Annotated in this window: 7 protein-coding genes; all 7 read right to left on the bottom strand. The window is 60.6% G+C overall.

The features are described from left to right. Window positions 1-44: 44 nt before the first annotated feature. Window positions 45-10415, bottom strand: coding sequence for a filamentous haemagglutinin family protein (locus AAGF34_RS20365; protein WP_342617531.1), 10371 nt, complete (start codon window positions 10413-10415; stop codon window positions 45-47). 30 nt (window positions 10416-10445) lie between these two features. Continuing rightward, complete coding sequence (locus AAGF34_RS20360) at window positions 10446-12005, bottom strand: ShlB/FhaC/HecB family hemolysin secretion/activation protein (protein ID WP_342617530.1); 1560 nt, start codon at window positions 12003-12005, stop codon at window positions 10446-10448. 141 nt (window positions 12006-12146) lie between these two features. Further along, window positions 12147-13616, bottom strand: a complete 1470-nt coding sequence (locus tag AAGF34_RS20355) for a hypothetical protein (protein ID WP_342617529.1) — start codon at window positions 13614-13616, stop codon at window positions 12147-12149. A 77-nt stretch (window positions 13617-13693) separates the two neighbouring features. Next, window positions 13694-14473 carry a PEP-CTERM sorting domain-containing protein gene (locus AAGF34_RS20350; RefSeq protein WP_342617528.1) on the bottom strand — a complete coding sequence of 260 codons (780 nt, stop codon included), beginning with the start codon at window positions 14471-14473 and terminating at the stop codon, window positions 13694-13696. 217 nt (window positions 14474-14690) lie between these two features. Continuing rightward, entirely contained in the window at window positions 14691-15473 is a 783-nt protein-coding gene (epsA, locus tag AAGF34_RS20345) for an XrtB/PEP-CTERM-associated transcriptional regulator EpsA (RefSeq protein ID WP_342617527.1), read from the bottom strand. Further along, complete coding sequence (locus AAGF34_RS20340; protein WP_342617526.1) at window positions 15470-15940, bottom strand: type II secretion system protein; 471 nt, start codon at window positions 15938-15940, stop codon at window positions 15470-15472. Before AAGF34_RS20340 ends, epsA begins: the two co-directional genes overlap by 4 nt. Then, window positions 15927-16286 (bottom strand): prepilin-type N-terminal cleavage/methylation domain-containing protein, encoded by a 360-nt coding sequence (locus AAGF34_RS20335; RefSeq protein ID WP_342617525.1) that lies wholly within the window; start codon window positions 16284-16286, stop codon window positions 15927-15929. The genes AAGF34_RS20340 and AAGF34_RS20335 overlap by 14 nt, the downstream gene beginning before the upstream one ends. Window position 16287 lies beyond the last annotated feature (1 nt).

Here is a 16287-nt window from a genome sequence, read left to right as displayed (position 1 = left end):
TGAATAGCGTATGTAACGCGTATGACATGGCGCTGCTGTTCATGTCACTCACCAAAGCCCAGCACGTCCACGCGCACGACGGGTGGCCGTAAGGAAGTGGCCAGTGCCTGGGCCGAGCGCGCTGAATCCGCAGCGCTCTGGCTGGCCGCGGCAATCGTCTTGCTGGCGTCGTCACTCATGGAGCTGGCACCGGATGCGGCAGCGGTCACAGCGCTCATGTCGGCTACCGGCACGCCCACCGATTTGCCGCTCACCGTGACGTTGTCGGCGCCCTTGAAGTCCAGTGCGGCCACGTTCAGGTTGCCGGCCCGAATACCGGCGTCGCCTGCATTGACCGTGCCTTTGGGAGCAACCAGATCCACATCGCCCGCAGTGACGCCTGCAGTGGCCAACGCGCCGATACCGCTACCGGTGGCTGCGCCTTGCAGCACCAGACTGGTGGTGCCGGTTTCATAGTTGGTCACCAGCAGTGGCGGCGGCACGGCGCTGGCGGTCTTCTTGCCCTTGCCGGCGTCAATGCCGCCTTCGCTGGACCACAGCATCACGTCACCACCACCCAGCGTCAAGATGCGCGACTGGTTGACGATGATGTCACTGCGCGCAAAGCCTTTGATATTGCCCGTGCCCGCAACCACCATGCCCAGCACATTGCTCAAGGGAGACTTGGAGCTTCCAACCAATGCCTCGGGCGTGTTGGCCAGACCCACCACCACTTTGCCGCCTGGCACCATGAACTCGATATCACCGCCGCTCTCCGACTTCACCCGGCTGGCAAACAGATTCACATTGCCCTTGTAGTTTGCAAAAGTACCGTCGTTGGATTTGGTAGATATGCCCGGAAACAGCAACTCCAGCGCCGCATAGCCGCGCGCGTAGTCACCTTTGAACGCGCTGGATTTGTCGTTGTAGTCACGCCCGGTGGTGCGCAACGCGGTGTACACCATGTTGCGCATTTTTTGCCGATGCGTTTCGGTGTTCTGGCTGGCAATGGCAGCAACGGCCGTGCGGGCCTGTGCGGCGTTCAGGCTGTCGTCGCCCGCCAGCCAACGGGCCTCCCATAATGTGGCGTCGTCCGTAGATCCCGCCTCCAACTTGGTCAGCAAGCGCTGAACCGCAGTCACATAGTCGATGCCTTGCGCACCCACACCTGCTGCGAGCTGCAGGTCTGCACCCTGGCTTGGCAGATTCACGTTCTCCTGGTTGCCCAGGCTACGGATGCCACCGGATGTGCCAAGGTCCAGGTTGCGGCCGGCGGTCACCTCCAGCCTGCCGGAGCCTGCTACCTTGATGCCGTCGTTCTCGGTGCGCTTGGTGGCCGCCGCGTAAACAATATCGCGTCCGGCTTGTACCAAGCTGACGCTGTCAGTATTGGCGTTCTGTATCACGGCGTTGAAGTCCGTCACATCCTCACCGGCGCGCACCTGTACTGCCTTGGAAATATCCAGCGTTGTGGACTTGGTGTCGTCTGTGGCCTGGGATACGCCCGACACATCTCCTGTCACCGCATAGATGTGCGCCGCTTCCGTGTCATTGGCATGCACAGGCGTACTCGCGTGTTTTTGTGCCGTCGTACTGGTCAGCACATTGGAGGGCAACGAGGGGTCAATCGGCGTGGCCGGAGCGGGGATCAATGCGGGGTCTCGGTCACTCACGGTCAACGAGCTATTCAAAGTCACACTGCCCTTGGCCAGCAAATCCAGCTGCCCCGTGGTGGAGGGCATTAGCGTAGACACGCCACCGTTGGGTGTAACACCCACCTTTACATTGCCTTGCAAGGCCAGCATCTCCAGTCGAGAAGGCATGTAGTTGATCAATTCTCCGTAGCCTCCCTCGGAGGAAACCAAAATATTGGTGTAGGCATTTGTCAGGCTGGAAACGCCTTCACCACCAGTGGCTGTATGCAAAACAACGTCGCCAGACAGGCTGCTCAACGACACCTCGGAGGTGTCGCCGTATGTGGAAAATGCGGTACGTCGTGCAGTACCAGCGGGATTTCCTTGCAGGTTTCCCGTGGTGTTCGATCCCACAGACTGGGGCAATAGCGTCGGGTTGACGACTGCCAGAATATTGATGTCCCCTAGCGCCTGCACCTTGGCAGAGGCATCACCCAGCGCAATCACCGGATACACCGTGCCGATGATGGAGCTGTTGACAGCCCCCCCGACTTGACCACCCGCCTTGACCACCAGCGACCCGTTGTCGGCGTAGAACTCACCTCCCAACACATTGCCACCGGCTTCCAGGCGCACATTGCCTCCACCCGTCTTGAGCAACTTGCTTGCATCGGCGGTGGCGGAATTCAGTCGGCCTTGGGTGGCTGCACTAGCACCCACGTTGATCAGGTCGGCACCGGCTGTGATCGACACATTGCCACCACCCAGCGTGGCTACGCCTTGCTTGAACAGGTCAAAGCGTGTCCACCAGGCGGGTGAAGCGGCAACGGTGGAAGTGACCCCGCTCTGGGTATACGAAGCCACATAAGTTCCATCCGCAGACAGACGGCCCTGCCGGAACAACCACTCTGAATAAAGCTGATCGGAAGCCACCATGCGGACGTTGCCACCGGCTTTGAGGCTGACGTCGCCGCCGTTGCGGGTGAACTTGGCGTTCTGCGCAGATATCGGTGCGACAAAGTCAGACAAGGTGGCGGAATACAGCTGCCCGGCGGTATAGACCACAGACCCTGTGCTGCCCAAGGTGATGTCGTTGGCCGCTGCCAGCGCAATGCTGCCAGTCCCGGTGCGTATCATTTTGTCGGCAGCCAGCGCCAGGTTGCCTGCGGACGCGCCAGCCGCCTTGGTGGTCATCACATTGGCAGCAGCCGTGTCAGCACCTGCAACAAAACGATACGACCAAGAGTTCTTGCCGCTTCCGTCAGCGTTCAATGCCAGCGGCGAGGTTGGCACGCTTCCGGTTGGTGTTGTGTTGCGCGTGGCGTTGACGAATCCGTCCGACACATTGGCATTGACGTTCAGATTGCGGCTGGCACGCAGCGTCAGTGCGCCCGGCTCCAGCGTACTGGTACGCAGCGTTGCAAAATTCAAATCGCTACTGATGCTCAGGTCGAGTGCCGACTGCACTTCCACGCCGGCCCGCACATGCAACAGAGACGGGTCCAGATGCGTGCTGAGCGCACTGGCAATGGCACCCGCATGGGCCGTGACACTGGCGTTGTCAAACACCATGTTGCCCTGGGTGAGGGTGCTGCCGTTGTTCCAGGCGGTGCTGGTCAGCGTACCGGTGATGTTGCTCACACCGGTATAGGTCTTGACGGCCTCCACTACCACGGAGCTGGCGCCGGTGATGCTGCCGTTCAAGGCTTCTACCTTGACACCCGTATCCACGCTGCCATCGGTACGCGCGGCACGCAGGTTCACCTGCCCACCCACGCCACCGGCGAGTGCGCTGACGTCCAAGTTGCTGCCAGCTTCCGCGCGGATCTTGCCGCTGGTGGAGCCCAGCGCAACTTTCCCACCCGCCTTGCCGCTGGCGCTGGAGGTGGCGCTCAGGGAAGCGGTGGACGCCAGCGTCAGGTCCGAGCCCGCGTTCAACGAGATGCTGCCCTGCTCCGCTCCTGAGGCTACAACGGAACCTTTGACCGTTAGCCTGCCCGCATCCGCAGCAATGTCCACCGTCTTGGCACGCACTACGTCTGCCGTATCGACCGTGACATCTCCATTGCGTACACGCAGCTGGCGCTCGCCGACAAAGCCGCTGCCCAACGCGCCGTTGAAGCTGGAGAAACTCGCCAAGGTACCTACGTCGACCTGCACGCGCGCACCCTCCCCACTCTCGCCCTGTGCATTGGCGGCGTTGGTGCCTCGCACATTGCCGCTGGCCAGTTGTACCGTGCTGGTATTGCTGCCCTTGGCGGATAGCACCAGCGTGCCAGCGTCACCACCGGCGGCGCCTGACACATCGACCCAAGCCCCGGTGTCAAAACGTACATTGCCCGCTGCGCTGGTGAGTTCTACCCGACCCGCTGAAGACACACGCTGCTGGTCAAAGAAGCTGACCGTCTGACCAGACACGTCCACCTTGGCGTTGGCACCCAGGATGACATCGCCACTGTTGGCCACCACCTTGAGGCTGCCCGCATACAGGTCCACTTCGGTGTTGATGGCCACGCTGTCACCGGACAGCGTCCACTTGGCGCCCAGTTCGGTGACCGGCGTCAGGGCGACTGCGGACGTCAATGCATTCACCGCGACCGAGCCACCATTGACTGCCAGGGTCTGGTCAGAGCCTGCCGCGCCGGTGATGCGGGCGGTGTTGACGACAACCGGTGCATTCACGTTCAGGCTGCCCGTGCCCTGCCCCACCACTTGCCCGGAAGAAATCGAGACGTTCGAAAACTGGTCCAACGTCTTGTCGCCATTGCCCAGAACCAGTGTGTCGCTCACCACGTGCAACTGACCCGCACCGGTGACGCCGCCATTGGAGAACGCAACCCCACCCGGATTCGACAGTTGCACCGTTTGCGCATGGATGGACGCGGCATTGCCGGCAGTCCCGTGCCCCACGATGCCTGCCCCCTGTAGCGTGAGACTGGCCAGCGTGGGCCGTTGGCTCTCATTCAGACCACCTACCTGCACATCACCATACATGTCAAATGTGGAGTAGCTGACTAAGCTCATGCTGGCCAACGCACTGAGCGCATCCAGTTGGGCTTGTGTGTATGTCAAGCCGGTCACGTTGGGCGTGCTGCCGGTGTTGCCAAAGTTGATCTTGGACGCACCCACGGATAGATAGCCTGCCACTGCCTTTCCATCTTTCTGAAAGACGTAGCTGCCTTTGAAACTGTTGTCCTTGGTGGCGTCCAGTGTGATGGCCTTGGCGGACTGCAGTACGCTGCTGGCGTCACCGGTGACCGTACCGCGCGTGCTGCCCGGGTTGCCACTGCGCACCAACGTGGCTGTGCTATTGGCTACACGCACCAGGGCACCCATGCCCGAAGTGGTGAGCGTGCCGCCATCGGTGCCGCTGCCATCGGCGACGATTTTGCTACCGGCCTTCAGGTCCACCGCATTGTTGGCGGCCAGAATGACTTCGGGGGCCTGCAAAGGGGTTGCCGAACCATTGTCCAATGTGACGTTATTGGCACCTACCTGTATGCTGGTCGTGCTGCCACTCACCGTGCGTGTACCGCCCAGCAACAAGCTGCTGGCGCCCATGGCATTGAGGGTGTCTACGTTCACCTGTGTGGCCGTGCCGTAGTTGCCTGCGGTGGCGCTGTTGACAATCGCCAGTTCATTGGCACTGATATCCACAACAGCGCCTTTTCCACCGCTGGCTGCTGCCGTCACGAAGGTGCCGTTGAGTTGCAGGCTGGACGCCCCCTGGCCGGTCGTGGAGATGCTCAGCTGCCCGGCATCTGCAGGCCCATTGCTGCTGGCAAAGAAGTCCGAAGCCTGGGTTACGGTCAGTTCCGAGCGTGCATGCACTTGCGCCCCAGTCAGCACCTCAAAGCCCTTCCAGGTGGCATCCCGTGGCGCATTGGCGCGCGAGTCGGTCAGGTAACCGCTGGCAATGCGCACACCGTCTTGGCGCGTGTATTCCTGCCCCGGCAGGATGCTCGACGCCGTATCCAGACGCACGGCATAGGCACCTGGCAACAGCGCGTAGTGGGCTGGCAGCAAGGTGTAGGTGCCGGCCTTCAGGCCCGGCACTCCACTGAGGTAAATGGATGTGCCAACGCGCAGATTGAAACTCTCTTGCGGATCACTGGGCGCAAAGCCGCCCTTGAAGCTGGGCACTACGGCGTAGATGTTGGCATCACTCAAAATATCGCGCGAACCACCAGGCCCCACGGTGAACTCATACGCCTGGACATCACCGCCACCGGCCACGTTGACGGTGGAGCCGCTTTGCATGTCCACTGCGGTGGCGCTCACGCTGACCGACTTTTGCGGCAGTGCGGACACCTCCAATTGCCCTTTCGGTACCTTCGCAGGATCTACGTTAACCACCCACTTCAAGCCATTCTGAATCTGGCCCAGCGGCAAAATCGATCCGGCATCCGCCGCCACCGAGGTCACGCTTCCGGCAGACAAGGTCACCGCGTTGCCAGCGTTCAATGCAATCTGGCCCAGCGGCGCCCAGATGCGTCCGGCCTGCTCGATATTGGCGGCGTCCACTTCCAGGCGCCCCAGTGCTGACAAAGGCTGGGTAGGCGCATCTCCCACCGCTTCAAAACGGATGGTCTTGCTCGGCGCCTGCAGCGTGATATCGGCATAGGTGCTGGGTGTGACCACACCTGCTTGCAAAGTCAGGTTGCCAGTGCTGGTGATAGTGGCTGAGTTTTCATACGTATCGGTGGTCTTTCCTGCCGCATCCAACTTGTCGCGCGTGATGCCACTCAGTTGCACCAGTTCCGTCCCCGTCAGTGTGGAAGAAGCCATGCCTTTGAGACGCAAGTTTCCCGCGAGTTCCAGCATGCGGGCATTGGCCGTCAGCGTGCCCGCGCTTTGGCTGGTTCCAGCGGTACCGATGCGGTTGTTGGTGTCATAGTTGCCCAGGCGCACGGCGTCGGCGGTCAAAGTCACATTGCCGCCATCGGTCTCAATACGTGCGGCGTCGAGCTTGAGTTCGCGCATGGGCTGTGCCCGGCTGCTACCGATGTCCACATTGCCCTCCAGCACAATACCGTCCGGACTGCTGATGGATACCGTATCGAATCCGCCAGCCTCTATGGTGTCAGCTCCAAGGCGGGAGCGGACGACCGTTCCAGGAAGAACCACCGGATTCACATCGGTGGCCGTGCGGTTGCTGATCTGCGTAGCGACGCTGCTGGCCAGGTGAATCTCACGTGCATAGGTGTCATAACCGGCTTGACCGTCAGGACGTGTGGTCGTTGTCAGCGTGATGCTCAGGTTGCCATTGCGATAGCCATCCGATCCGCCCTGTGCTTGGAGAGTGGAGTCCAGAACCAGGGCCTCCTGGGCAGACACCACCACACTGCCGGCCTCGCTGCCCTGCATGCGGCCTATGCCCCCGCTCTCGTTCTTGACATCCAACCACACCGGGGCGGCACCGTTCACCGAGATGCGGCTGCCTTTGAGCGCGGCTATATAGCCCTTGGTGGAATTGAGATTGACGGTACCGCCTGCGTATACGGTGCCCTTGGTTTGGCCTTTGGAGTCAACCGAAGTTACCGCGATGCCGCTGGCATCCAGTACCGCGCCGCTACCTAACCACAAGGCATTCGCATCAGCTGCATTGCCGGGTGTCAGATTACCCCGGTCCAACAACAGATTGATAGTGCCGCCGTGTGCGACCACGGCTCCTTCTACGTCCAGCGTATTGAGCGCATTCAGGTTCAGCGTGCCGCCGGCCTCGGTGGTAAGGCTGGCGCCGCGTCCAATGGTCAGCACACCAGTTCCGGCGGTGTCTTTCTGCGCCGAGAGTGTCACATTCACGGCCTTGCGCACCGTGCTGTCGTCTAACAGTACCTGGCCCACGTCGGCCATAGCCGTACCGGTAGCCAAGGAACCCACACCCCGGAGTGCGCCCGTACCAACATCCTGCGACAGGATCTTGCGGTTGCTCTGCTGTGCAAGCACTTGCGTTCCCGCTGCTACATCCAGCGATGTCAACCCGGTCAACTGGTAGCTGCCAAAACCTCCGCGCGTCAGGAGTCCGCTATCCAGTCCCAGCGTGTCGGCAGCCGCTTGCCCTCCCAGCTGAATCTTGTTGGCCGTGAGCTTGAGTGTGCCACCCTGCGTGGCACCATAGGCCTGCATGGCGGAGGGCAAACCGTTGACGCCGTAGGCAGACACCTCCAGCGTGCCGGCCTTGCCGTTGCTGATCTTGCCTTTGCTGTCCATATAAGCACCAGCACTTGCGTCCAAGGATGCGCCTTGGCCAAAGCTGACCATGCCCTCGGTCAGAAAGCCGCCACTGGGATCGCCAATGACCGCAGCCGTCACACTGATGGTGCCGGCATTCAGCAACGGCACAACAGACGCCGCCGTACCAGCCAGCTTGTCGTTCACCCATTTGCCACCCACGCTCAATGCCACGTTGTCGGCAATCTTCACACTGGGGGTGCGGGCGCCAATGTCGGTACCAGAGGTGTTGCGGGCCGACAGCGTGATGGCGCCGCCTGCGACTGTGATGTCCTTTTCAACCGTCAAGCCAGTGGCCACCAACGTGACTTCACCCTTGTCGGGTGCCGTCAGCGTGGCATCGCTGACCAGGCTGTTGTTGGCATAGATGTCCAGGTTGGCAACCTTGTCCACGCCCAGCAACTGGCCGTTGATTTCAAGGGTGGCTTGCTGCGTAGCGGTCAGTGCTGCATCCTTGGCAAAATCCGCGGCCAAGCTGCTGGCACCGTCCTTGATCAGTACCTGCTGGTTGGATTTGTAGTCGGTCGTGGAGCCAAGGCCGGAGTTGATCGTCAGCGTGGCGCCCTTGGGCGTATTGGCACTTGCGCGCTGCAGCCTACCAACGGTGGTGGTGCCATGGATATCAGACTGGATATAGGCCGACCCCAAGGACGTCACATTCAGGGTGCCCGCATCCTTGCCCTCCACATAACCTTCCACATAACGGCTGGAAGGTCCGGAGCTATAGGTTTCGGTGTGGTTCCAGCGTCCATAGTCCACCACCAGCTTGGACGCCAAGCTGGTGTAGCGGGTGGTCGCCAGGGCCTTGGATATATCCACCGTTTTGCCACCGGAGCTGACCAGGCTGCGCTGCACCACGGCGCTCTGGTAGTCCAGACTGCCACCCGACAGATTGATGGTGGAGCCGTTTTCCAGAATGGTTTCGCCTTCCGAACGGATGTTCACGGTGCCAGCTGCAGTGGACCGCTCTGCCACGGTGCGCGTGGTCTTGGCCGCATAGGCCGTCAAGCTGTCCTGGGCAATCAACGAGTTGGAAGTGGCTTGCGCCGTGGCGATGTCCACGTACACGGTCTGGCCGCGCAAGGGGCCCACCTGGTTGATGGGCGAGTCCTTCAACTCGTCACCACGCAATTGCACTTCCACGGTGTTGCGCGCCACCGATACAGCCACGTCGTTGAGGCCGGAGACATCGATCAAGGCACCAGATGCGATGTCGATGCGCGCCGTGCTGGATTGTTTGGCGAAAGGGGAAACCGACTGGAGTGTGGTGGAGTCATCCACCGCCAGAAAGTCCACCTTGCCTGACGGCGCAATCACCTGTGCGCCACTGGCCATGTAGATGCGATTGCCCACCACACGTACTTCCGAGCGCTTGTCCAAGCCGATGCCACCGGTACCATCCACCGAAGTGGTGGTATCCGCCACTTCGGGCATGACCGTGGTCACACTGCCGCTGCCCAGCACGACGTTGCCGGTGGCACTGGGATCGCCCATGGTGGGCCTGAGCAATGGGTTGTTGTAGCCGCTGGCCGTCAGGTACACGGATCCGTTGGACACCACCGAGGTAGTGGCTTTTGCAATGCCGTTCTGGTTGACGGCATAACCCACCATGGTGATGTTTCCGCGCGGTGTGAACAAGGTACCGCTGTTGCTGGCCAGGCCCAGCTTGTCCTCGGTACTGTTTGCCAAGCCAGCAGGCACCGCAGTGTGGGTCGCTCCGGCATCGGTAGGAACTTCCACCTCCACCAGCAAACCGCGCGTATTCAGATTGGCATCATCTGACACACGCAAATAGGCCTTGCTACCCGCGGCCAGTACGACCTGCCCATCGGGCGCTGTGATCGTGCCTCGGTTGACCACGGTGGGTGCCAACAGCATGACGCGGCCCTGGCTTCCCGCTGTGATCTGTGCGCCTTCCATGACCTTGATGAAGCCCTTGTTCACCAGGTCGGCATTGTTGAAATCCTTGGTGCCATTGAACTGCGCCTCATTGCCACCCAGCAATCCGTTGGTGATGAAGCTGTCCACCATGTTCAGGCTGCTGGCCGTGAAGTTGTTCAAGTTGACCTGCGCGCCATTCATGAAGGCGATGCCGTTGTTGTTGACCAGAATGATGTTGGCCTGCTGCCCGGCGCCTTGGGTAATGGCACCCGAAATGACGCTGGGGTTGGCGTCCCAGATGCGGTTGAGCGAAGTGAAGCTGGCGCCTTGCACCAGGTTGTTGGTGGCCAATGAATCCACCTGACGGAACTGCACGGTATTGCCTGCACCGATATTGAAGCTCTTCCAGTTCAGGATGGACTTGTTGCCCACCTGGCTGACCACACCCACATTGCCGTTGACCTGGTAGCTCGCCGTCCCCAGCTTGGCAAAGTTGCCTGGAACTCCCCCATTGGCAGCCACAGGCAGCACGGCATAGGCAGGGGCCGCCATCAGACTGCCAGCTAGCATTGCGCCAGCCAAGGTGACGCTGGCCGGTGATTTACCCCGCCTGCGGGCGGTCTCTGCCTGCGGCACAACCATGCCGAGCGTGGCACTGAATACAAGCTGATAACAATTGCGGTTCATGGCGGGTCCTGGTCGGTAAGGCTTGGGCAATCACCACTCTTGGGCGAGTCGGAAATGCAGGCGGTTGTCGCCCTGCTGCGTGCTATTGATATGGTTCTGGGCAATGGCCCAGTCCAAGGTGAGGCTCAGGCCGCGCGCGCCGTTCACGCGCAGTCCCAGGCCGTAGCTGCCTAGTTCAAAACGGGAGGTGGCAAACAGCGGGTCCACCACTGTCACCCAGCCCTGGTCGGCAAACGCCAGTAGGCGCACATCACTCACCCACGATGGCGCATCCGATGCATTGGCGGGTGTCAACAAATTGGGGGTAACGGCTTCCAGCGTGAGCGCCATGCCCGTCTCGCCCGAGGCGGCCGAGTCGTAATAGCCACGTACCGTGTCCACACCGCCGATGGAAAACTGTTCATTCGATATCAGCGCCTGACCTGCCAGCTGCCAGCTGCCACGCGCCTGCACGGTTGTGCCCTTCTCCCAGGACTCCTTGTGCGAAAAACTACCGCGAAGATAGGAGTAGTTGGGGCGGCCTTTGAAACGCTTGTCGGCAAACTGCTGGTCGGTACCGACCAGGCCCATTACATGGAAGTTGAAGCCCACGTTCAACCGGGTCTCGCGCATCGTGCCATTGAAGGTGCCATCCCAGCCCAGGGTGAAGGGCATGTAGGCAATGGGTGTGTTGAAGCTGCCGCTGGCCAACTGCGACACGGTCTGGTTGAAGTCCTTGTAGTCCACTCCCAAGGTGGCAGTCTGGTAGTAGTCGGCGCCACTGGGCAGGTTGGCGATGTAGCGCAATCCGTAGATATCACCAATGCCCGCGGTATTGGTAGCCTCGGTCAGGGCCACATCTGAAGTTGTATGCACCGCATACAGTGCCAGCATGTCGCCATTGCGCTGCGGCCAGTTGTAATTGAGTGACAGCACCCGGCTTTCATTGGGTTGCTCGGGCACGCCCTGCAAGGCTACGCCCAGGCTGTGCTGCTGGTCCCACATATTGTCCCAGCGCATGGAGACGGCAGCATGCGTTGGCGTGGTGCCCTCGCTGTGGCGGTCATTGAGTTCCGCGCTGCCATGGAAGGGCAAATCGTCCTGCACCTTGAGCTCCACCTCCACCGTGCCCGGCTCCTTGCCAGGCCGCAAGATGGGGCTGACGCGGCGGTCGGCGCCCCGGTTCAGTGTGGCCAGTTCTTCTTGTACCTGGTCGAATTGAGGAACCTTGCCCTCGGCCAGTTCGGGCACCCGGGCCTTGATCTCACCCAGGCTGAAATACTGCGACTCCACCACACGCAGGCGGCCCACGGGGGCTTCGGTCACCGCCAGTGCCACTTCGGCGTTTTGCACCTTCTGCAAGGGGATGGAGACCACCACAGTCAGGTAGCCAGCATCGTGGTAAGCCTTCTCCAATGCCGTGCGCGCTTCTTCCACATCGGCGAGCGTCTTCTGCTCACCCAGATAGGGATATACGGCACGCTCCACGGCGGCCACCGGCAGCAGACTTACACCATCCACCCGATACTCAAAAATATCAAACCGGGCTGCGTCCTCTGCTTGCGCGTTGCTCAGCACCAGAGCCATTAGGCAAAAGACAAGTGTGCGCATGCAGCCAATCAATCGCATCAAAATTTTCCCCTACCCCGCTCACCCGGGTAAAACAACAAATGGCGATACGCAGTGACCTGCGTATCGCCTGTACTTTCGAAACCCCCGCCAGGCTAGGCCGAGGGCTTGGACCTCAACCGATCAGTAGTTGCGGTTCAGAGGAGCGCACTGGTTGCCACCTGCATAGGACACGTTCAGTGTCTGGGCGCTGGCGTTGGAGCCATTGGGGATGGCAGCGGCGGTCCACTTGGTTTCCTTCACAGCAGCCAGAACGGCGGGGCTCTGGGCCGAAGCCAGGAACTGATTTACAAAGGCCAGCTTGGCGCCGGTAGTGCGTGCGGTGGGGATGTTGAAGCTGGTCCAACCCTGCATGGCCCAGTCACCCGTTGTCAGGGCAGCCACGGTCGGGAAGGTGCCGGTGCCGGAGGTGACAGGGCCCACAGTGGTGCTCAGGCCGTCACCGGTGATCTGACCTGCGCCGTCCAGCGAACGGAACTGCCAGTTGCCGGTGGTCAGGGAAGAACCAATGCTATCCAGGGACAACACGCCAATGGCCTTGTAACCGCCGGTGGGGAATGTGCCATCACCAGGCGTTCCAAAGTCGATGGTCACGGGGTTGCCATCACGGTCCTTGGCGGTGTAGGAGCCACCAGTTACGGCCTTGTCCAGGCAGGTGCGCACATTGCCGGAAGAATCGTTCTCGATCACGATAGCGCTGCCTGCGCCATTGGCAACGGTGAACTTGCGTGCGACAGGATCCCAAGCGGCAGAGTCATCGCGGTTCAGAGGCAATTGCGTTGCAGAACTGCTGCAGGGATAGTTGCCAGCCCACATGTTCATGACGGCCTGAGTGCCGGAACCGGGGGTACGGCGGCAGATCACGATGTCACCGCCGACTGTGGTTCCAGCAACGCTGGACCAGTCCACGACCTGACCGGACATGATGGCGGCCACGGTAGCGCGGTTGAACTTGGCAGTGGCTTCCACATTCTTGGTCACGGGGATGCCAAAGGCCTGTGCATACATGGGCTTGGAGGTCAGCAATGCGCGCTCTGCGGTGGTCAGTGCAGTGGCGGGTGTTTCACCTTCGGTGTTCACAGGCGCTGTGAAGAAGATAGGGGCCACGTCGGACATGCCAGCATCCGGCACGCGGTTGACGCTGTCGCACTTGTAGGGAGCGGCAGTGGTGCCAGCACCGGATGCACCGCAGGTCGCTGCAGTCACGTTCAGGGAGGTGATGGATTCTGCGCGGGCAACAGAGTTCACACCGTAGATGGAGCCACCGCTGTTGCGGTAGATCACGATCACGGCAGAACCAGCGGGCCAGGCGCCAGCGGCAGCCTTCAGGTTGCCAGCCACGGCCACGTAGCCGGAGCCGTTCAGGGCGGTGGTGCCATCGTTGTTGAAGTACACAACATTGTTCAGCAGATTGGTCACCAGAGCGTCAAAGCCCTTTTGCACAGCGGATGCACCGGAGATGAAAACGATCTGGCCGGAAGTGTTGGCGGCGTTAACCAGAGTCTCAGCTGCGGAGCCGGCAGGCAGAGCGGCCTGGGCGGAGAAAGCGGAAGCAGCAATGGAAGCTGCAATAGCGATTTTGGTGAAGTTCATTTTGTATCTCGATCAAGGAAGGTTGGGAGAGCGGAAACATCCTTGCAGCACCGAGACTGCAAGGATGGGGAGAGCACTTAGGCGGCGCGGTTGCGGCGGCGGGCGATGGAGCCGATCATGCCGATACCTGCCAGCAGCATGGCCAGGGTTTCGGGTTCGGGAACAGCAGCCACGGTACCGATGGAGAAGGTGCCATTGGAAGAAATCCAGGCGTGGGCCGCGGTGCCGTTGTAGCTCAGACTGGCGTAGGTGGACTTGGCGGTGGTGGCGTTGGGGGTGTTGATGCTGATCACGCCCAGGCCGCTGGCATAGTCGCTGTTAGCCAGCGTGCCATTGCTGTTGAAGTTATATCCATAGCCAGCATTGCCATTACCCAAGGAAGAGTTGCCAGGATAGGCAGCACTGCTCACGGGGACGATGGACTCGGTCACACCAGCTGCAGCAAAGGCACCCAGATTCAGCTGCTCGTTGATAAACAAGCTACGCGCCACATTGGCAATGCGAGCATTGCCGTTGGTGATGGTCACACCAGCATTGCTGCCGTCGGTGGTCGTGATGCCACGCTGTGCACCAAATTGGTCATTGGCAAAAATGGTCCACGTCACATTGGCTGCATTTGCAGTCGACAGCCAGTTGGTCCAGGCGCTGTCGGTGAAGCTGTAACCGGTGCCAGAAGACACGGCAGCGATCAGGCTGTCGATGGTCAGACCGGTGTTCAGCGCGAAGGAGGTTTGGCCATCCCATGCGGCAAACAGCAGACCGCCGTTGCCGCTGGTAGAACCGTCGTCGATGATGTTGGCGTTGGCTACGCCGGAAACCAGGGCTGCAACAGCCAGGGCGATGAGTTTGATTTTCATAAAAGTGTTCCCAGATAAGTTTCAAAGGTGTTGACTTAGGCTTACCGATTTCTTTTAGGGAAATCCGCTTACCCCTTGCGTCGTCAAGCAGCGGTCTATGCTTAACTGGGATGAACTTTACGAACCAGACATTACAGATACAGCAATCAGAAACGGGGTTTCACTAGTCCTTTCAGACAGTTCTGTATCAATTTTTGGCCTATTCGCGCAACAGGCCCTAGTTCTGATCGGTGGGAGCCACCAGACGCAGCGTTGCGCTCTTGCCGACCGCTTGCGCTCGGTTGGTGACATTGAGTTTTCGCATGATGTTTTGCACGTGGCACTTGACCGTGGGCTGGCTGATTTCCAGTATCTGGCTGATTTCCAGATTGGTCTTTCCGTTCTTGATCCAGTGCAACACCTGGATTTCGCGCTTGGAAAACATGGCCGACGGAAGCACCTCGCTGGCACTGCCGACACCATCGGTCTGCCTTCCTAGCACGCGGTACAACACCATGTGCAGATAGGGCATGAAGAGATGCAACAGATGAATGTCCCGTGGGCCAGGCGAATGCGGCATGCCGGCAAACAGGAAGAAACTGCCAAAGTGGCCCTGAACCTCGGAGGGGCCGTGGGCCACGGCTGGGCCCAGCTGCAGCTTCTTCATATCGGAAATCAATTGCCGGCGGCCTACCTGCTCGGTGGACGTGGGGCAGTACACGCGCGGCTGGCGACCGTAGCGCAGCCAGTCGTCAACCACATGGGGCAACAAGTCCTTGACCGGATCGGTGCCGCCCTTTTGCAGCACCTTGCGCGGGCTGCGCGAGAAGGTCTCGAAGCGGAACTGCATGCTGTCCATGTCGCCAAACGCGCAATACACCGTCTCATGGGGAATGAAACCCTGCAATGCGCCCTGCGCCCAAAGATAGAACTGGGGCCGGTTGGCAATCGTGAGCGCACCCTCCAATGTGGTCGCCAAATGTTCCAGATCGTGCCTGGTCAGACGCACCTGCTTGTTCATGGATCACCTCCCGTCGTGCCTGCTCTAAAGACCCATTGCGCGTAGCTGTCGGCACCATTGAAGGCCTCGTCAGCCCCTTCGAAATGGCGTTTGAACGGGTGTAGCTGGGAGCGGCTGTGCAGCCCCACAATGCGCTCCCCTGCCGTGACCAACACCCAGTCCACCCTCCCCGTCATGGGGTCTGCATACAACCGTCGCAGATGGCGGAGCCGGACCTGCGAGCGGTGGTCATCCAGCAGGTCCTCCAACTGCGCCGGGTACTGTTTGACCCCGCCCACGGAACTGGCGTAATAACTGTCCAGCGCCTGACGGTATTGCTGCCCGACAAACAGCAGCTCGACCTCGCGGGCGCGCTGGGCGCTGGTGTGCCATACCTGGCCCGCCGTTGCCGCCAGCAACCCCAGTGCTGCAATGGCAAACAGCACCATCAGGTAGCCAAAACCGCGTTGACGCTTACCAGTCCGCATACGGTTGAGCCTCTCCACCGGCGCCGCTGTGTACGTCCCATATGCCGGGCTCGCCGACCTGCGGAACAGTGATCCAGCTGTCGCTGCTGTCCGACATGGGATCTATGGGCAGGCGCGCCAGGTAATGCCTAGCCACCAGCTCCTGCAAATCTGCGGGATAGCGACCAGTATCGCCATGGAACTTGTCGATGGAGTCGCGCATCACCGCCAGGGTTTCGCGCAGGGCGGCTTCACGCGCCCGATCCAGGTGATTGAAATAGCGCGGCGCCGCAATGCTGAGCAGCATGGCAATGATGGCCATGACCACCATCAGCTCGATCAGCGTAAAGCCCCGTTTCTTCTGCATC

The organism is Rhodoferax sp. GW822-FHT02A01 (assembly GCF_038784515.1).
Lineage (GTDB): Bacteria > Pseudomonadota > Gammaproteobacteria > Burkholderiales > Burkholderiaceae_C > Allorhodoferax.
The sequence above is the reverse complement of the archived record's forward strand: the minus strand, read 5'-3'. Positions and strand labels throughout refer to the sequence as shown.

Coding starts and splice junctions, on each gene's coding strand:
- AAGF34_RS20365 (WP_342617531.1), bottom strand. CDS start 10,415: ATGAACCGCAATTGTTATCAGCTTGTATTCAGTGCCACGCTCGGCATG.
- AAGF34_RS20360 (WP_342617530.1), bottom strand. CDS start 12,005: ATGCGCACACTTGTCTTTTGCCTAATGGCTCTGGTGCTGAGCAACGCG.
- AAGF34_RS20355 (WP_342617529.1), bottom strand. CDS start 13,616: ATGAACTTCACCAAAATCGCTATTGCAGCTTCCATTGCTGCTTCCGCT.
- AAGF34_RS20350 (WP_342617528.1), bottom strand. CDS start 14,473: ATGAAAATCAAACTCATCGCCCTGGCTGTTGCAGCCCTGGTTTCCGGC.
- epsA (WP_342617527.1), bottom strand. CDS start 15,473: ATGAACAAGCAGGTGCGTCTGACCAGGCACGATCTGGAACATTTGGCG.
- AAGF34_RS20340 (WP_342617526.1), bottom strand. CDS start 15,940: ATGCGGACTGGTAAGCGTCAACGCGGTTTTGGCTACCTGATGGTGCTG.
- AAGF34_RS20335 (WP_342617525.1), bottom strand. CDS start 16,286: ATGCAGAAGAAACGGGGCTTTACGCTGATCGAGCTGATGGTGGTCATG.